The sequence below is a fragment of the Variovorax sp. GW823-FHT04B03 genome, from assembly GCF_058796495.1.
Genome location: NZ_JBXAIT010000001.1, coordinates 500628 through 516779, shown reverse-complemented (window position 1 = coordinate 516779; position 16152 = coordinate 500628). Strand labels below are relative to the sequence as shown.

The window sequence follows — 16152 nt, the reverse complement described above, 5'->3', positions numbered from 1 at the left end:
TTTTCAACTTAGGAACGCTCGAGCTCGATGTCGAGACCCAGCGAACGAATTTCCTTGACCAGCACGTTGAACGATTCCGGCATGCCGGCTTCGATCGAGTGCTCGCCCTTGACGATGCTTTCGTACACCTTGGTACGGCCTTGCACGTCGTCGGACTTCACGGTCAGCATTTCCTGCAGGACGTAGGCGGCGCCGTAAGCTTCCAGCGCCCACACTTCCATTTCACCGAAACGCTGGCCGCCGAACTGCGCCTTGCCGCCCAGCGGTTGCTGCGTGACGAGCGAGTACGGGCCGGTCGAACGAGCGTGCATCTTGTCGTCCACCAGGTGGTGCAGCTTCAAGAAGTGCATGTAGCCGACGGTGACGGGACGCTCGAACTGGTCGCCGGTGCGGCCGTCGTACAGGTAGGCCTGCGTGCGCGTGTCGGTCAGGCCCTTGAGCTTGGCGATGTCGTCCGGGTAGGCGAGCTTCAGCATGCCGCGGATTTCTTCTTCCGAGGCGCCGTCGAACACCGGCGTCGCGAAGGTCGCGCCGCTTTGCAGGTTGGCCGCCATGGCGAGCAGCTCGGTGTCGCTCAGCTGGTCGAGCTCTTCCTTGCGGCCCGAGCCGTTGTACAGCTGCTCCATGAACTTGCGCAGCTCGGCCACCTTGGCCTCTTGCTGCAGCAGGTCACCGATGCGCTGGCCGATGCCCTTGCCGGCCCAGCCCAGATGCACTTCGAGCACCTGGCCCACGTTCATCCGCGAAGGCACGCCCAGCGGGTTCAGGCAGATGTCGCACGGCGTGCCGTCGGCCATGTGGGGCATGTCTTCGACCGGAACGATCTTGGACACCACACCCTTGTTGCCGTGACGGCCGGCCATCTTGTCGCCGGGTTGCAGGCGGCGCTTGACGGCCAGGTAGACCTTGACCATCTTGAGCACGCCCGCGGGCAGCTCGTCGCCCTGCGTGAGCTTCTTGCGCTTTTCTTCGAACGCGAGGTCGAAGCTGTGGCGCGTCTGCTCGAGCGAGTTCTTGATCGACTCGAGCTGCGAAGCCACGTCGTCTTCCGCCGGGCGGATGTCGAACCAGTGGAACTTCTCGACCGACGACAGGTAGGCCTTGTCGAGCTTGGTGCCCTTGGCCAGCTTGTTCGGGCCGCCGTTGGCGACCTTGCCGGTCAAGAGCTTCTCGATACGGTCGAACGCGTCGGCTTCGACGATGCGCAGCTGGTCGTTCAGGTCGAGGCGGAAGCGCTTGAGTTCATCGTCGATGATCTGCTGGGCGCGCTTGTCGCGCTGGATGCCTTCGCGGGTGAACACCTGCACGTCGATCACGGTGCCTTGCGAGCCCTGGTCCACGCGCAGCGAGGTGTCCTTCACGTCGGAAGCCTTCTCGCCGAAGATGGCGCGAAGCAGCTTCTCTTCCGGCGTCAGCGTGGTCTCGCCCTTCGGCGTGACCTTGCCCACCAGCGTGTCGCCCGGCTGCACTTCGGCGCCGACATAGATGATGCCGGATTCGTCGAGGCGGTTGAGCTGCTGCTCGGCCAGGTTCGGGATGTCGCGCGTGATTTCTTCGGCGCCCAGCTTCGTGTCGCGAGCCATGACCACCAGTTCCTCGATGTGGATCGAGGTGTAGCGGTCTTCGGCGACGACGCGTTCCGAGATCAGGATCGAGTCTTCGAAGTTATAGCCGTTCCAGGGCATGAACGCGATCAGCATGTTCTGGCCGAGGGCCAGTTCGCCGAGGTCGGTCGATGCGCCGTCGGCCACCACGTCGCCCTTGGCGATCTTGTCGCCGCGCTTGACGATGGGGCGCTGGTGGATGTTGGTGTTCTGGTTCGAACGCTGATACTTGATCAGGTTGTAGATGTCCACACCGACTTCACCGGCAGCCGCTTCGGCGTCGTTCACGCGCACCACGACACGGGTCGCATCGACGTAGTCGACGATACCGCCGCGGGTGGCCGTGACCACGGTGCCCGAGTCGACCGCGGAGACGCGCTCGATGCCGGTACCAACCATCGGCTTTTCGGGGCGCAGCACAGGCACGGCCTGACGCTGCATGTTGGCGCCCATCAACGCGCGGTTCGCATCGTCGTGCTCCAGGAACGGCACGAGCGAGGCAGCCACCGACACGATCTGCGCAGGCGACACGTCCATGTACTGGATGCGCTCGGCACCGACCAGGATCGATTCGCCGGCTTCACGCGCCGAGACCAGGTCGCCGGTCAGCTTGCCGTCCTTGTCCAGGACCGCGTTGGCCTGGGCGATGACGTACTTGCCTTCTTCGATGGCCGACAGGTAGTCGATGTCCATCGTGACCTTGCTGTCGACCACGCGACGGTACGGCGTCTCGATGAAGCCGTATTCGTTCAGGCGGGCGTACAGGGCCAGCGAGTTGATCAGGCCGATGTTCGGGCCTTCAGGCGTTTCGATCGGGCACACGCGGCCGTAGTGGGTCACGTGCACGTCGCGCACTTCGAAGCCTGCACGTTCACGCGTCAGACCGCCCGGGCCAAGGGCCGACACGCGGCGCTTGTGGGTGATTTCGGACAGCGGGTTCGTCTGGTCCATGAACTGCGACAGCTGCGAGGCACCGAAGAACTCCTTCAGCGCGGCCGAGATCGGCTTGCTGTTGATCAGGTCGTGCGGCATCAGCGGCTCTTGCTCGGCCTGACCCAGACGTTCCTTCACGGCCTTCTCGATACGTGCCAGACCGGTGCGGTACTGGTTTTCGGCCAGTTCGCCGACGCAACGCACGCGGCGGTTGCCCAGGTGGTCGATGTCGTCGACTTCGCCGTTGCCGTTGCGCAGGTCCACGAGGATCTTGACCACGGCCAGGATGTCTTCGTTGGTCAGCACCATCGGGCCGGTCGATTCGTCGCGGCCGACCTTGGCGTTGAACTTCATGCGGCCCACGCGCGACAGGTCGTACGTGTCCGGGTTGTAGAACAGGCGCTGGAACAGGGCCTGCACCGCGTCTTCCGTCGGCGGCTCGCCGGGTCGCATCATGCGGTAGATGGCCACGCGCGCGGCGAACTCGTCCACCGTTTCGTCGATGCGCAGCGTCTGCGAGATGTACGCGCCCTGGTCCAGTTCGTTCGTGTAGATGACCTGGATGTCCTGCACGCCGGCCGTGCGCAGCTTCTTGAGCAGCGCTTCGGTCAGTTCGTCGTTGGCCTTGGCCAGGATTTCGCCGGAGTCGGCGTCGACGATGTTGCGAGCGATGACGCGGCCGACCAGGAAGTCTTCCGGCACGCTGATGTGCGTGGTGCCGCCCTGCTCGAGTTCACGCGTGTGACGCGCCGTGACGCGCTTGTCCTTGGCGACCACGACCTTGCCCGACTTGTCGGTGATGTCGAAGCGCGCGACTTCGCCGCGCAGGCGCTCGGAGACGAACTCCATCTGCGCGCCGCTGTCCATCAGGCGGAAGTTGTCGTTCACGAAGAAGTTCGCGAGGATCGATTCCGGGTTCAGGCCGATGGCCTTCAGCAGGATCGTGACCGGCATCTTGCGGCGACGGTCCACGCGGAAGTACAGCATGTCCTTCGGGTCGAACTCGAAGTCGAGCCACGAGCCGCGGTAAGGAATCACGCGGGCCGAGAACAGCAGTTTGCCCGAGCTGTGCGTCTTGCCCTTGTCGTGTTCGAAGAACACGCCGGGCGAACGGTGCAGCTGCGAGACGATCACGCGCTCGGTGCCGTTGATGATGAACGAACCCTTGTCGGTCATGAGCGGCACTTCGCCCATGTAGACCTCTTGTTCCTTCACTTCCTTGACCACCTTCGACTGCGAGGTCGACGACTCGCGGTCATAGATGATGAGCTGCACCTTGGCGCGCACGGCCGAGGCGAAGGTCAGACCACGGGTCTGGCACTCACGCACATCGAACGCCGGCTTCGCCAGGTTGTACTCGAGGAACTTCATCTCGACGAAACCGTTGTGCGAGACGATCGGGAAGGCAGCGTCGAACGCGGCCTGCAGGCCTTCGACGGTGCGGTGCTTGGGGGCGATGCCGGCTTGCAGGAACGCGGTGTACGCGTCTTTCTGCATCTGCAGCAGGTAGGGGATTTCGACGACGCTGTCGCGGTTACCGAAACTTTTTCGGATGCGCTTGCGTTCGGTGTAACTGTACGCGGACGATTGGGCCATGAGAGCTCCGGTGCTTGAGATCTTCAGCGACTTGTCAGCAGTGCCGGGCGAACGGCACCACTGCTTGGCGGCTGGCCACTACCAGCCGTTGGCGGACGGCGATGCATTGCACATCGCCCGAACCAAGGGGTCTTCTGCAGTCGGGTTCAGAAGACACTCAAAAATCGTCTTGGCTTTTGCTATTCCATCGACCTTTCGGCCTCTGAAAGAACCGGCGCCAAGCCGGCTTTTGGGTGCGCTCTGAAAGCGGCAAAGGCTGGAGGGCCTTTTCAGGCACCTCCAGCCCTCTAGGGGGTCTGAATTACTTCAGTTCCACCTTGGCGCCGGCATCTTCCAGCTTCTTCTTGGCGGCTTCAGCGTCAGCCTTCGACAGGCCTTCCTTGACAGCCTTGGGAGCGGCTTCCACCAGGTCCTTGGCTTCCTTGAGGCCCAGGCCGGTGATTTCGCGCACGGCCTTGATCGCCGACACCTTGTTCGCGCCAGCATCCATCAGCATGACGTTGAATTCGGTTTGCTCTTCAGCGACTGCAGCAGCAGCGCCACCGCCGGCAGCGGGTGCCGACATGGCTGCGGCGCTCACGCCAAACTTCTCTTCGATGGCCTTCACCAGGTCGTTGAGTTCCAGGACCGTCATTGCGTCGAGCGCGGTCAGAAATGCGTCTTTATCGAATGCCATTTTTGTTTCCTAACAATTGGGTTGAATATTCAAAAACGAGGGCGCGCTCAGGCGGCCTGCGCTTCTTCTGCCGGTGCATCGGCGACGGGTGCAGCTTCGCCACCACCACGCTTCTCGGCCAGCGCCGCGAGCACGCGGGCGGTACGAGAAATCGGGGATTGCATCAAGCCCAGCAGTTGCGCCAGCAGCACTTCCTTGGAAGGGATGTTGGCCAGTTGCTTCACGCCTTCGACGTCCAGGGCCTTGCCACCGAATGCGCCACCGCGAATCACCAACTTGTCGTTGGTCTTCGCGAAATTGGCCACCACCTTTGCGGCAGCCACAGCGTCTTCGGAGAAGCCATAGATCAGCGGACCGGTCATCTGGTCGCCGACAATCTCAAACGGGCTGCCAGCGACAGCACGGCGAGCCAGCGTGTTCTTCAGAACACTCAGGGTCACACCGTTGCTGCGCGCTTCGCTGCGCAGTTTGGTCATATCGGCCACCGTGATGCCACGGTATTCCGCCATCACGAGCGTTTGAGCTTTTGCGGCGAGGCTGGTCACATCACTGATGACCGCTTCTTTCTCACTGCGATTCAGACTCAAGGTCTACTCCTTTTAATGCGACCTTCGGCCGGGGCCTCGGATCGCGCTTCATGCAGCGACCAACTGTTTCGGAACAAAAATCAAATTCCTTGCAGTGGGGTCGCCATCTGCGCTGGATACCGGAAGGATCGATCCGGCCATTAAGTGCAGCGCCCTGCACACCAGCGGTCTTGGATGGCTCGCGGCAACCGAAGCTGCCGCGACCCACCACATTCGCCCTCTCCTTGCGGGATCGGGCCAATCTCTTTAGCTTGCCGAGATGGTTTGCGTGTCCACGCGGACACCCAGACCCATCGTCGACGACACAGCCACCTTGCGCAGGTACACGCCCTTGCTGGTCGCCGGCTTGGCCTTGACCAGAGCGTCGATCAGCGCAGCGAGGTTGCCTTGCAGCTTGTCGTTGTCGAACGAGCGACGGCCGATCGTGCCGTGGATGATGCCGGCCTTGTCGACGCGGAACTGGACCTGGCCAGCCTTGGCGTTCTTGACAGCGGTGGCGACGTCAGGCGTCACGGTGCCAACCTTGGGGTTGGGCATCAGGCCACGCGGGCCGAGGATCTGACCGAGCGTACCGACGACGCGCATGGCATCGGGGGCAGCGATCACGACGTCGAAAGGCATGTCGCCAGCCTTGACCATTGCAGCCAGGTCGTCCATGCCGACGATGTCGGCGCCGGCGGCCTTGGCTTCTTCAGCCTTGGCGCCTTGGGCGAACACGGCGACGCGCTTGGTCTTGCCGGTGCCGTTCGGCAGCACGACAGCACCGCGAACCACCTGGTCCGACTTCTTCGCGTCGATGCCCAGTTGCACGGCCACGTCGATCGATTCGTCGAACTTGGCGGTGGCAGCATCCTTGACGATGACGATGGCGTCGGCCAGGGGGTACAGCTTGTTGCTGTCGACCTTGCCTTGCAGCGACTTTTGCTTCTTGGTGATCTTGGACATTTACACGCCCTCCACATTCACGCCCATCGAGCGGGCCGAGCCGGCGATGGTGCGAACTGCTGCGTCGAGGTCGGCGGCAGTCAGGTCCTTCATCTTGGCCTTGGCGATTTCTTCGAGCTGAGCGCGCGTGATCTTGCCGACCTTGTCGGTGTGCGGACGGGCCGAGCCCTTGTCCAGCTTGATGGCCTTCTTGATCAAGGTGATCGCCGGGGGCGTCTTGATGATGAAGGTGAAGCTCTTGTCAGCGAACGCGGTGATGACCACCGGCAGCGGCAGACCCGGCTCGACGCCTTGGGTTTGCGCGTTGAACGCCTTGCAGAACTCCATGATGTTCAGACCGCGCTGACCCAGTGCGGGACCGATCGGCGGGGACGGGTTGGCCTTACCAGCTGGCACTTGCAGCTTGATGAAGCCGACGATTTTTTTCGCCATGCTTTGCTCCTTGCGGGTGATATCGCCTTGGCTCTCGCCGCGGCTCCCCGGGGTTAAACGACTCTTCGATCAAGGCCGCGCGCCGAGTCGGACAACGCGCAGCCGGAAACTGGCAGGCCCGCCCGAAGGCAGGCCATGGGATCAGGTCTTCTCGACCTGACCGAATTCGAGCTCCACAGGGGTGGCGCGGCCGAAAATCATGACCGACACGCTGACCTTGCTCTTCTCGTAGTTGACGTCTTCCACCGTGCCATTGAAGTCGGTGAACGGGCCTTCCTTGACGCGCACGAACTCACCCACGGTGAACTCGACCTTGTGGCGCGGCTTCTCGGTGCCCTGCTGCATCTGGTTGACGATGTCCTCGACCTCTTTCTGCGAGATCGGGGCCGGACGGTTCTTGGCGCCGCCCACGAAACCCGTCACCTTGTTGGTGTGCTTCACCAGGTGCCAGCTCTCGTCGTCCATGATCATTTCGACCAGCACGTAGCCCGGGAAGAAACGGCGCTCGGTGGTGCGCTTCTGGCCGTTCTTGATCTCGACCACTTCTTCGGTCGGAACCAGGATGCGGCCGAACTTGTCCTGCATGCCGGCGCGGGTGATGCGCTCGGTGATGTTGCGCTCGACAGCCTTTTCCATGCCCGAGTAGGCATGCACCACGTACCAACGCAGATCAGGGTTGGCAGCGGGGGTCAGGAGAGGGTTCTGCTCCTCTTCCGGCGTGCTCTGCGTGGTTTCAACTGCGTCGTCGGTCATTATTTTCTCCAGCCCAGAATGAGGTCAAAGAACACCCATTCGAGCGTCTTGTCGGTGAGCCAGAGGAAGACGGACATGATCGCCACGAAGGCGAACACATAGGCCGTCATCTGCATCGATTCCTTGCGGGTCGGCCACACGACCTTCTTGACCTCGCGCCACGAGTCACGACCGAAAGCCCACAGCTGACGGCCATTCTCGGAGCTGCCGAAGGCGCCCACGGCCGCAGCCAGGCCGACCAGCAGCGCAGCCCATTGCACCAGCGAGCCTTGGCGCGACAGCAGGTAGAACGCCACGATGGCGCCCACTGCCAGCACCACCGCCGCAGCCAGCTTGGCTTTGTCGGCACCCGTGCTCACGGTTTCGATTTGAGAAGTGGCCATGTCGGCTGATTTCCTGTGGCCTCGCGGCCTTCAATTCAATGCGTCTCTTGAGACGCCGAAGCCCATCGGATCGCGATGGGCTTGTCGGGGTGCCACCTAGGTGGCAGGGGCAGTAGGAATCGAACCTACAACCTTCGGTTTTGGAGACCGACGCTCTGCCAATTGAGCTATACCCCTCCGGTACTCTTTACGCTCGGCTTAGATGTCGAGGATCTTGGCCACGACGCCCGAACCCACGGTACGGCCGCCTTCACGGATGGCGAAGCGCAGGCCTTCTTCCATCGCGATTGGGTTGATCAGCTTCACGGTGATGCTGACGTTGTCGCCAGGCATGACCATTTCCTTGTCCGCGGGCAGCTCGATCGCGCCGGTCACGTCCGTCGTGCGGAAGTAGAACTGCGGACGGTAGTTGTTGAAGAACGGCGTGTGACGGCCGCCTTCGTCCTTGGACAGGACATACACCTCGGCGGTGAAGTGCACGTGCGGCTTGATCGAGCCGGGCTTGCACAGCACTTGGCCGCGTTCGACTTCTTCGCGCTTCGTGCCGCGCAGCAGCACGCCGACGTTGTCGCCAGCTTGACCCTGGTCCAGCAGCTTGCGGAACATTTCCACGCCGGTGCAGGTGGTCTTGACGGTGGGGCGGATACCGACGATTTCGATTTCTTCGCCGACCTTGATCACGCCGCGCTCGACAGCGCCGGTCACCACGGTACCGCGACCCGAGATCGAGAACACGTCTTCCACAGGCATCAGGAACGTGCCGTCCACAGCGCGCTCAGGCGTGGGGATGTACGTGTCCAGGGCTTCTGCCAGCTTCATGATGGCGCCTTCGCCCAGGTCGCCCTTGTCGCCTTCCAGGGCCAGCTTGGCCGAGCCGTGGATGATGGGGGTGTCGTCGCCGGGGAATTCGTACTTGTCGAGGAGTTCGCGAACTTCCATTTCGACCAGCTCGAGCAGCTCCTTGTCGTCGACCATGTCGCACTTGTTCAGGAACACGATGATGTAGCCCACACCCACCTGGCGAGCCAGCAGGATGTGTTCACGAGTCTGGGGCATCGGGCCGTCAGCGGCCGAGCACACCAGGATGGCGCCGTCCATCTGGGCGGCGCCGGTGATCATGTTCTTCACGTAGTCGGCGTGGCCGGGGCAGTCGACGTGTGCGTAGTGGCGGTTGGCCGTTTCGTACTCGACGTGCGCGGTGTTGATCGTGATGCCGCGGGCCTTTTCTTCAGGCGCTGCGTCGATCTGGTCGTAAGCCTTGGCTTCGCCGCCGAACTTGGCCGACAGCACGGTGGCGATCGCAGCCGTCAGCGTGGTCTTGCCGTGGTCAACGTGACCGATCGTGCCCACGTTCACGTGCGGCTTGGTGCGGGTGAATTTACCTTTTGCCATTTTTCGACTCCGAAAAAAACGATTTCAACGCATGCAGATGGGTCGCAAGCCTGTCGTTGCAACCCCAGAAAACTGGTGCCCTTTGCGGGAATCGGACCCGCGACCTCTCCCTTACCAAGGGAGTGCTCTACCACTGAGCCAAAAGGGCTTTTGTTCTAACCAAATCGCTTCCGGCGCCGAACCGGGTCTCTGGAGCGGGAGACGGGAATCGAACCCGCGTCATCAGCTTGGAAGGCTGGGGTTCTACCATTGAACTACTCCCGCATCGGGGGCACTTCAAGGCACCCAAAGCGCTAGATCCAATCGCTCTTAGAAACCAAATTCATCGCTGGTGGAGAGGGCTGGATTCGAACCAGCGTACTCGTAAGAGGGCAGATTTACAGTCTGCTGCCATTAACCACTCGGCCACCTCTCCGGCGAACCTCGAAATATAGCACGATTTTGTGACTACACAGGATTCCCAGCAAAAGATGAAGCGTGGAAACCTGCTCGAGGTGTGAAGCCTCTGATTATGAGCGAAGTTCGGAGCCTCCCGACTGCTGCGCCTCACGCCATGCACGGGCTTGGCCAAAATGACCGCAGCCGATGAACGGAACCGGCGGCCGGAGCGCAGACAGCGGCGAGGGATGATTCGACATCAGCACCTTATGGCGCCCAACATCGATCAACGCACGCTTACTTTGCGCGTGCGAGCCCCATAGCATAAAAACAACAGGTCGCTCGCCCTGCGCCACATGGCGAATCACGGCGTCGGTCAGCACCTCCCAGCCGCGGCCCGAATGGCTGGCCGGCTGGGCCTCTTCGACCGTGAGGCAGGTGTTGAGCAGCAGCACGCCGTGCGTCGCCCACTTCACGAGACTGCCGCCCGGGTTCGGAAACGCCGGCGGCGGCGTGCCCAGGTCGCGCTGGAGCTCCTTGAAGATGTTGCGCAGCGATGGCGGCAGCGCCACGCCCGACGCCACCGAGAAGGCCAGGCCCTCGGCTTGCCCGCGCCCGTGGTACGGGTCCTGGCCCAGGATCACCACCCGCACGTCTTCCGGCGGCGTGAGCTCCAGCGCCCGCAGCGGCTGCGGCGGAAAGATCACCGCCCCGGCGTCGAGGCGCTCGCGCAGGAAGCCCTGCAGCTTCTGGCCGACCGCGCTGGCGAAGAAATCGTCGACCAGCGGCTGCCAGCCCGGCGCCACCGGCCAGTCGGCAGGATCGCTGCTCGACAGCTGGTCCGGCCGCGTCATTTGAACAATGCGGCGAGCGCCTCGCCGGGTTCCTTGGCGCGCATGAAGGCTTCGCCGACCAGGAATGCATTGACGCCCGCGCCGCGCAGCGTGGCGACGTCCTCGCGCGTGGCGATGCCCGATTCGGTCACCGGCAGGCGGTCCGCCGGCAGCCTGGGCAGCAGATCGATGGTGGCCTGGATCGACACCTCGAAGTTGCGCAGGTTGCGGTTGTTGACGCCGATGAGCGCCGTCTTGAGCTTCAGCGCGCGCTCGAGTTCAGCCGCGTCGTGCACTTCGACCAGCACCGCCATGCCCAGCCCGCGCGCGATGGCTTCGTAGTCCTTCATCTGCGCGTCGTCGAGGCAGGCGGCGATCAGCAGGATCGCGTCGGCGCCCATCGCGCGCGATTCGTACACCTGGTAGGCGTCGACGATGAAATCCTTGCGCAGCACGGGCAGGTCGCACGAGGCGCGCGCCTGCTTCAGGTAGTCGACGCCGCCCTGGAAGAACTGCTTGTCGGTCAGCACCGAGAGGCAGGCCGCGCTCACCACGCCGTCGCCCTCGGCATAGCTTTGCGCGATGTCGGCCGGAATGAAGTCTTCGCGCAGCACGCCCTTGCTCGGGCTGGCCTTTTTGACCTCGGCGATCACCGCCGCCTGGCCGGCCGCGATCTTGGCGCGCAACGCGGCCTCGAAGTCGCGCGTGAGCACGCGGCTTTCGGCGTCGAAGCGCACGGCTTCGAGCGGGGCGCGCTTCAGCGCGGCGGCGACTTCCTGGCGTTTGACGGCGACGATCTTGTCGAGAATGTCTGACATGGCTTGCTCTGCTTTCGGTGGCACGACGGCCTGATTCTCAGAAGGAGGTGGAGGCCTTGACCAGCTCGTCGAGCTTGGCCCTGGCCGCACCCGACGCGATGGCCTGGCGCGAGCGCTCCACGCCCGCCGGCACCGAGTCGACCACGTTGGCCGCGTACAGCGCCGCGCCCGCGTTGAGGAGCACGATGTCCAGCGCCGGGCCGGCCTGGTTGTCCAGCACGCCGATCAGCATGGCCTTCGACTGCTCGGGCGTCTCGACGCGCAGCGAACGATTGCTCGCCATCTGGAAGCCGAAGTCTTCCGGGTGCAACTCGTACTCGCGGATCTCGCCGTCCTTGAGCTCGCCGATCATGGTGGCCGCGCCCAGCGAGATCTCGTCCATGCCGTCGCGGCCGTAGACCACCACCGCATGCTCGGCACCGAGGCGCTGCAGCGCGCGCACCTGGATGCCCACGAGGTCGGGGTGGAACACGCCCATCAGGATGTTCGGCGCACCGGCCGGGTTGGTCAGCGGGCCGAGGATGTTGAAGATCGTCTTGATGCCCAGTTCCTTGCGCACCGGCGCCACGTTCTTCATCGCCGGATGGTGGTTCGGCGCGAACATGAAGCCGATGCCGACCTGCGCGATGCACTGCGCGATCTGCTCGGGCTTGAGGTTGATGTTGACGCCCAGCGACTCCAGCACGTCGGCACTGCCCGACTTGCTCGACACGCTGCGCCCACCATGCTTGCTCACCTTGGCGCCCGCCGCGGCCGCGACAAACATCGAGCAGGTCGAGATGTTGAAGGTGTGCGAGCCGTCGCCGCCGGTGCCGACGATGTCCACGAGGTTCGTGGTGTCGGCCACGGGCACCTTGGTCGACACCTCGCGCATCACCTGCGCGGCGGCGGTGATCTCGCCGATGGTTTCCTTCTTCACGCGCAGGCCGGTGATCAGCGCGGCCATCATCACGGGCGAGCACTCGCCGCTCATGATGAGCCGCACGATGTGCAGCATCTCGTCGTGGAAGACTTCGCGGTGTTCGATGGTGCGCTGCAGCGCCTCCTGGGGGGTGATCATGAAGAGTCTCCTCGGTGTGTGCGTATAGCCAGGCTTCAGAAGGTGTGAATGAATCCGGCGTGGCCGAGCAGCCCGCCCAGGCGCGCCCCATCAAGGCGCAAAGCGCAGCCATAGCTCGGGCTATGGCGAGCATTTGCAACGCAGAGGGGGCGTGTCTGGGCGGGATGAGCGGACATGGCGGGTTCGTTCACACCTTCTCAAGCCTTGAAGAAGCCGCGGATCGCCGCGACCGCGCGGTCGACGCCCGCAGCATCGACGTCCAGGTGCGTCACGAAGCGCAGGCGGTACAGCCCGGTCGCAAGGATGCCCTGCTGGTTGAGGCTGGCGAGCAGCTCCGAAGAACGCGCCTGCGCCGCCCCCGTGAGGTCGACGAACACGATGTTCGTGTGCGGCGCCTCGACGGTCAGGCCTTCGATGCCCTCGAGCCCCTGTGCGAGCCGTTGCGCCAGCGCATGGTCGTCGGCCAATCGGTCGATGTGGTGATCGAGCGCGTGCGACGCAGCTGCTGCGAGCAACCCCGCCTGTCGCATGCCGCCGCCCGCCATCTTGCGGATGCGGTGCGCGCGCGCAATGAAGTCACGCGAGCCGACCAGCGCCGAACCGATCGGCGCGCCCAGGCCCTTGCTGAAGCACACCGACACGCTGTCGAAGCACTGCGCGATGCGACGGGCTTCGGCGCGAATGTCGGTTCGCTTGTTCAGCGCGGCCTGCGCGGTGGCGGCATTGAAGAGCCGCGCGCCATCCAGGTGCCGCTGCAGCCCCTTGCTTTTCGCCAGGTCGGTCGCGGCCTGCACGTACTCGAAGGGCAGCAGCTTGCCACCCAGCGTGTTCTCCAGCGCCAGCAGCTTGGTGCGCGCGAAATGCGCGTCGTCGGGCTTGATGGCGGCTTCGATCTGCGCCAGCGGCAGCGTGCCGTCGGGCGCGTGGTCCAACGGCTGCGGCTGCACGCTGCCGAACACCGCGGCGCCGCCGCCTTCCCAGCGGTAGGCGTGCGCCTGCTGGCCGACGATGTACTCGTCGCCACGGCCGCAGTGCGACAGGATCGCGCACAGGTTGCTCTGCGTGCCGGTCGGCACGAACAGCGCCGCCTCGAAGCCCAGCAGCGCGGCGATCTTCTCCTGCAGCGCGTTGACGCTCGGGTCGGCACTGAAGACGTCGTCGCCCAGCGGTGCAGCCGCCATGGCCTCGCGCATCGCGGGCGTGGGCTGCGTGACGGTGTCGCTGCGCAGGTCGACGATGGGAGTGCGTTCGGTCATGGTGGGTCAGTCCAGAAAGTTCTTGAGCATGGCGTGGCCGTGCTCGGTGAGGATCGATTCGGGATGGAACTGCACGCCTTCGATGCGCACGTCGTGCGCAAAGCCGGTATGCCGCACACCCATGATCTCGCCGTCGTCGGTCCAGGCGGTGACAGCCAGTTCTTTCGGGCAGCTCTCGCGCTCGATCGAGAGCGAGTGGTAGCGGTTGACGATGAACTTCTGCGGCAGGCCCGCGAAAACGCCCTCTTGCGTGGTCGTGATCTCGCTGGTCTTGCCGTGCATGAGCTGCTGCGCGCGCACGATCTTGCCGCCGAAGGCCGCGCCGATGGCCTGGTGGCCCAGGCACACGCCCAGGATGGGCAGCTTGCCCGCGAAGGCCTCGATGGCCGCCACCGACACGCCCGCCTCGGCCGGCGAACACGGACCCGGCGACACCACCAGCCGCGTCACGCCCGAAGCGATCAGCGCGCCAATCTGCTCGACGGTGATCTCGTCGTTGCGGTGCACCTGCACGTCCGCTCCCAGCTCGCCGAAGTACTGGACGATGTTGTAGGTGAACGAATCGTAGTTGTCGATCATCAGCAGTTTCATGGCTTGCTCACAATCCGGTGCACGCCCTTCACGACGGGGAACACGTTGAAGTTGATGAGAAGGCCCAGCTTCAGGCCCGACAGGCGCAATGCGGCCAGCACCTGCGCGCGGTGCAGGTCGGTCAGCACGTCGACGGCGCGCAGCTCGACGATGACCGACTGCTCGATCACGAACCCCGCGCGGTACACCTCGCCCAGAGACCGGCCCTTGTAGCTGGCCGACAGCGCCACGTCGCGCGCGAAGCCGATCTCGCGTTCGGCGAGTTCGATGGCCAGTGCCGCGGCGTAGGCGCCCTCGTCGAGCCCCGTGCCGAGCACGCGCTGCACTTCGACGGCGGCGCCGATGATCTCGTGCGAGAAGTCGTTCTGGATATCGGGTGCGTTGCTCATTCCAGGCCTTCCTCGACCAGTTCGGCGGCACGCAGCAGTGCGCGCGCCTTGGCTTCTGTTTCTTTCCACTCCAGCTCGGGCACCGAGTCGGCGACCACGCCGGCCGCAGCCTGCACGTGCAGCATCTGGTCCTTGACGATGCCGGTGCGGATCGCGATGGCCACGTCCATGTCGCCCGCGTAGCTGATGTAGCCGCAGGCGCCGCCATACAGGCCGCGCTTGGTGGGCTCCAGCTGGTCGATGAGTTCCATCGCATGCACCTTGGGCGCGCCGGTCAGCGTGCCGGCGGGGAACGTGGCCTTGAGCACGTCGATGGCGGTCATGCCGTCCTTCAGCGTGCCCTCGACGTTGCTCACGATGTGCATCACGTGGCTGTAGCGCTCCACCGCGAAGGCCTCGGTCACCTTCACGGTGCCGGTCTTGGCGATGCGGCCGATGTCGTTGCGCGCGAGGTCGATCAGCATCACGTGCTCGGCGCGCTCCTTCGGGTCGTTGATGAGTTCCACCTCGGCCGCCTTGTCGAGCTCGAGCGACGCGCCGCGCGGGCGCGTGCCGGCCAGCGGGCGGATGGTGATCTTCTGCTCGCCGTCGCCCGTGTTCTCCTGGCGCACCAGAATCTCGGGCGAGGCGCCCACCACGTGGAAGTCGCCCAGGTTGTAGTAGTACATGTAGGGTGACGGGTTCAGCGAACGCAGCGCGCGGTACAGCGACAGCGGCGATTCGGTGTAGCGCTTGCTGATGCGCTGGCCCACCTGCACCTGCATGAAGTCGCCGGCGGCGATCATCTCCTTGGCGCGCTCCACGGCCGCGAGGTAGTCGGCCTTGGCGAAGCTGCGCTCGGGCGGATGCGCCTGCGTGGGCTTCACGACGGGTGCGCTCACCGAGTACTTGAGCTTGTCCTTCAGCTCGCGCAGGCGGCGCTTGCCCACGGCGTAGGCCTCGGGCTGCTTCGGGTCGGCGTAGACGATGAGGTAGAGCTTGCCCGACAGGTTGTCGATGACCGCGAGTTCTTCGCACTGCAGCAGCAGGATGTCGGGGCAGCCCAGCGCATCGGGCGGGCAGCTTTTTTCGAGCTTGCGCTCGATGTGGCGCACGGTGTCGTAGCCGAAGTAGCCGGCCAGGCCGCCACAGAAGCGCGGCAGGCCGGGCCGCAGCGCGACCTTGAAGCGCTTCTGGTAGTCGGCCACGAAGTCCAGCGGATTGCCCTTGGCGGTCTCGACGACCTGGCCGTCGGTCACGACTTCGGTGACGGCCTCGTCGCCGAAGCCCGAGGCACGCAGCAAGGTGCGCGCCGGCAGGCCGATGAAGCTGTAGCGCCCGAAGCGCTCGCCGCCCACCACCGATTCGAGCAGGAAGCTGTGCTTGCCGCCGCCCTGCGAATGGGCGAGCTTGAGGTACAGGGAAAGCGGGGTTTCGAGGTCGGCAAAGGCCTCGGCCATCAGCGGGATGCGGTTGTAGCCCTGGGCGCTGAGGCTCTTGAATTCAAGTTCGGTGATCACGGATCGTTCTCCAGTTGCCTGCCGACG

At 64.2% G+C, this 16152-nt stretch carries 15 protein-coding genes and 4 tRNA genes; all 19 read right to left on the bottom strand.

Going from position 1 to position 16152, the window contains the following annotated elements:
• Positions 1-8: 8 nt before the first annotated feature.
• The 19 genes from rpoB to trpE all read right to left on the bottom strand — a co-directional run bounded on the left by rpoB (position 9) and on the right by trpE (position 16125).
• The gene (gene rpoB, locus AC1RAD_RS02275) at positions 9-4133 is read right to left on the bottom strand and encodes a DNA-directed RNA polymerase subunit beta (RefSeq protein WP_139701541.1); all 4125 of its coding nucleotides are present in this window, start codon (positions 4131-4133) and stop codon (positions 9-11) included.
• A 301-nt stretch (positions 4134-4434) separates the two neighbouring features.
• Positions 4435-4809, bottom strand: a complete 375-nt coding sequence (rplL, locus tag AC1RAD_RS02270) for a 50S ribosomal protein L7/L12 (protein WP_070063901.1) — start codon at positions 4807-4809, stop codon at positions 4435-4437.
• A 47-nt stretch (positions 4810-4856) separates the two neighbouring features.
• Positions 4857-5396, bottom strand: a complete 540-nt coding sequence (gene rplJ / locus AC1RAD_RS02265; RefSeq protein ID WP_056584633.1) for a 50S ribosomal protein L10 — start codon at positions 5394-5396, stop codon at positions 4857-4859.
• Between the two features lie 246 nt (positions 5397-5642).
• The gene (rplA, locus tag AC1RAD_RS02260; protein ID WP_062479319.1) at positions 5643-6341 is read right to left on the bottom strand and encodes a 50S ribosomal protein L1; all 699 of its coding nucleotides are present in this window, start codon (positions 6339-6341) and stop codon (positions 5643-5645) included.
• Entirely contained in the window at positions 6342-6773 is a 432-nt protein-coding gene (gene rplK, locus AC1RAD_RS02255) for a 50S ribosomal protein L11 (RefSeq protein ID WP_056584627.1), read from the bottom strand.
• 141 nt (positions 6774-6914) lie between these two features.
• Positions 6915-7526: a transcription termination/antitermination protein NusG gene (gene nusG / locus AC1RAD_RS02250; RefSeq protein ID WP_062479316.1), complete on the bottom strand. Its 612-nt coding sequence runs from the start codon at positions 7524-7526 to the stop codon at positions 6915-6917.
• The gene (secE, locus tag AC1RAD_RS02245; RefSeq protein ID WP_062479313.1) at positions 7526-7909 is read right to left on the bottom strand and encodes a preprotein translocase subunit SecE; all 384 of its coding nucleotides are present in this window, start codon (positions 7907-7909) and stop codon (positions 7526-7528) included. Before secE ends, nusG begins: the two co-directional genes overlap by 1 nt.
• Positions 7910-8010: 101 nt before the next feature.
• Positions 8011-8086: transfer RNA gene (locus tag AC1RAD_RS02240), tRNA-Trp, on the bottom strand.
• A gap of 21 nt (positions 8087-8107) precedes the next feature.
• Positions 8108-9301, bottom strand: coding sequence for an elongation factor Tu (gene tuf, locus AC1RAD_RS02235; protein ID WP_062478858.1), 1194 nt, complete (start codon positions 9299-9301; stop codon positions 8108-8110).
• Positions 9302-9374: 73 nt separating this feature from the next.
• Positions 9375-9449 (bottom strand) — tRNA-Thr (locus AC1RAD_RS02230).
• Between the two features lie 42 nt (positions 9450-9491).
• Positions 9492-9565 (bottom strand) — tRNA-Gly (locus AC1RAD_RS02225).
• A gap of 65 nt (positions 9566-9630) precedes the next feature.
• Positions 9631-9716 (bottom strand) — tRNA-Tyr (locus AC1RAD_RS02220).
• Between the two features lie 94 nt (positions 9717-9810).
• A complete protein-coding gene (locus AC1RAD_RS02215; protein WP_070063900.1) occupies positions 9811-10533 on the bottom strand; it encodes a uracil-DNA glycosylase in 723 nt (240 codons plus the stop codon).
• Positions 10530-11330: an indole-3-glycerol phosphate synthase TrpC gene (gene trpC / locus AC1RAD_RS02210; RefSeq protein WP_492733684.1), complete on the bottom strand. Its 801-nt coding sequence runs from the start codon at positions 11328-11330 to the stop codon at positions 10530-10532. Before trpC ends, AC1RAD_RS02215 begins: the two co-directional genes overlap by 4 nt.
• A 37-nt stretch (positions 11331-11367) precedes the next feature.
• Positions 11368-12390 (bottom strand): anthranilate phosphoribosyltransferase, encoded by a 1023-nt coding sequence (gene trpD / locus AC1RAD_RS02205; protein WP_095950914.1) that lies wholly within the window; start codon positions 12388-12390, stop codon positions 11368-11370.
• 197 nt (positions 12391-12587) lie between these two features.
• Positions 12588-13646: a low-specificity L-threonine aldolase gene (ltaE, locus tag AC1RAD_RS02200; RefSeq protein WP_492733682.1), complete on the bottom strand. Its 1059-nt coding sequence runs from the start codon at positions 13644-13646 to the stop codon at positions 12588-12590.
• A gap of 6 nt (positions 13647-13652) precedes the next feature.
• Positions 13653-14237, bottom strand: a complete 585-nt coding sequence (locus AC1RAD_RS02195) for an aminodeoxychorismate/anthranilate synthase component II (protein WP_070063896.1) — start codon at positions 14235-14237, stop codon at positions 13653-13655.
• Positions 14234-14626 carry a GxxExxY protein gene (locus AC1RAD_RS02190; RefSeq protein WP_070063895.1) on the bottom strand — a complete coding sequence of 131 codons (393 nt, stop codon included), beginning with the start codon at positions 14624-14626 and terminating at the stop codon, positions 14234-14236. The genes AC1RAD_RS02195 and AC1RAD_RS02190 overlap by 4 nt, the downstream gene beginning before the upstream one ends.
• A complete protein-coding gene (gene trpE, locus AC1RAD_RS02185) occupies positions 14623-16125 on the bottom strand; it encodes an anthranilate synthase component I (protein ID WP_070063894.1) in 1503 nt (500 codons plus the stop codon). The genes AC1RAD_RS02190 and trpE overlap by 4 nt, the downstream gene beginning before the upstream one ends.
• Positions 16126-16152 lie beyond the last annotated feature (27 nt).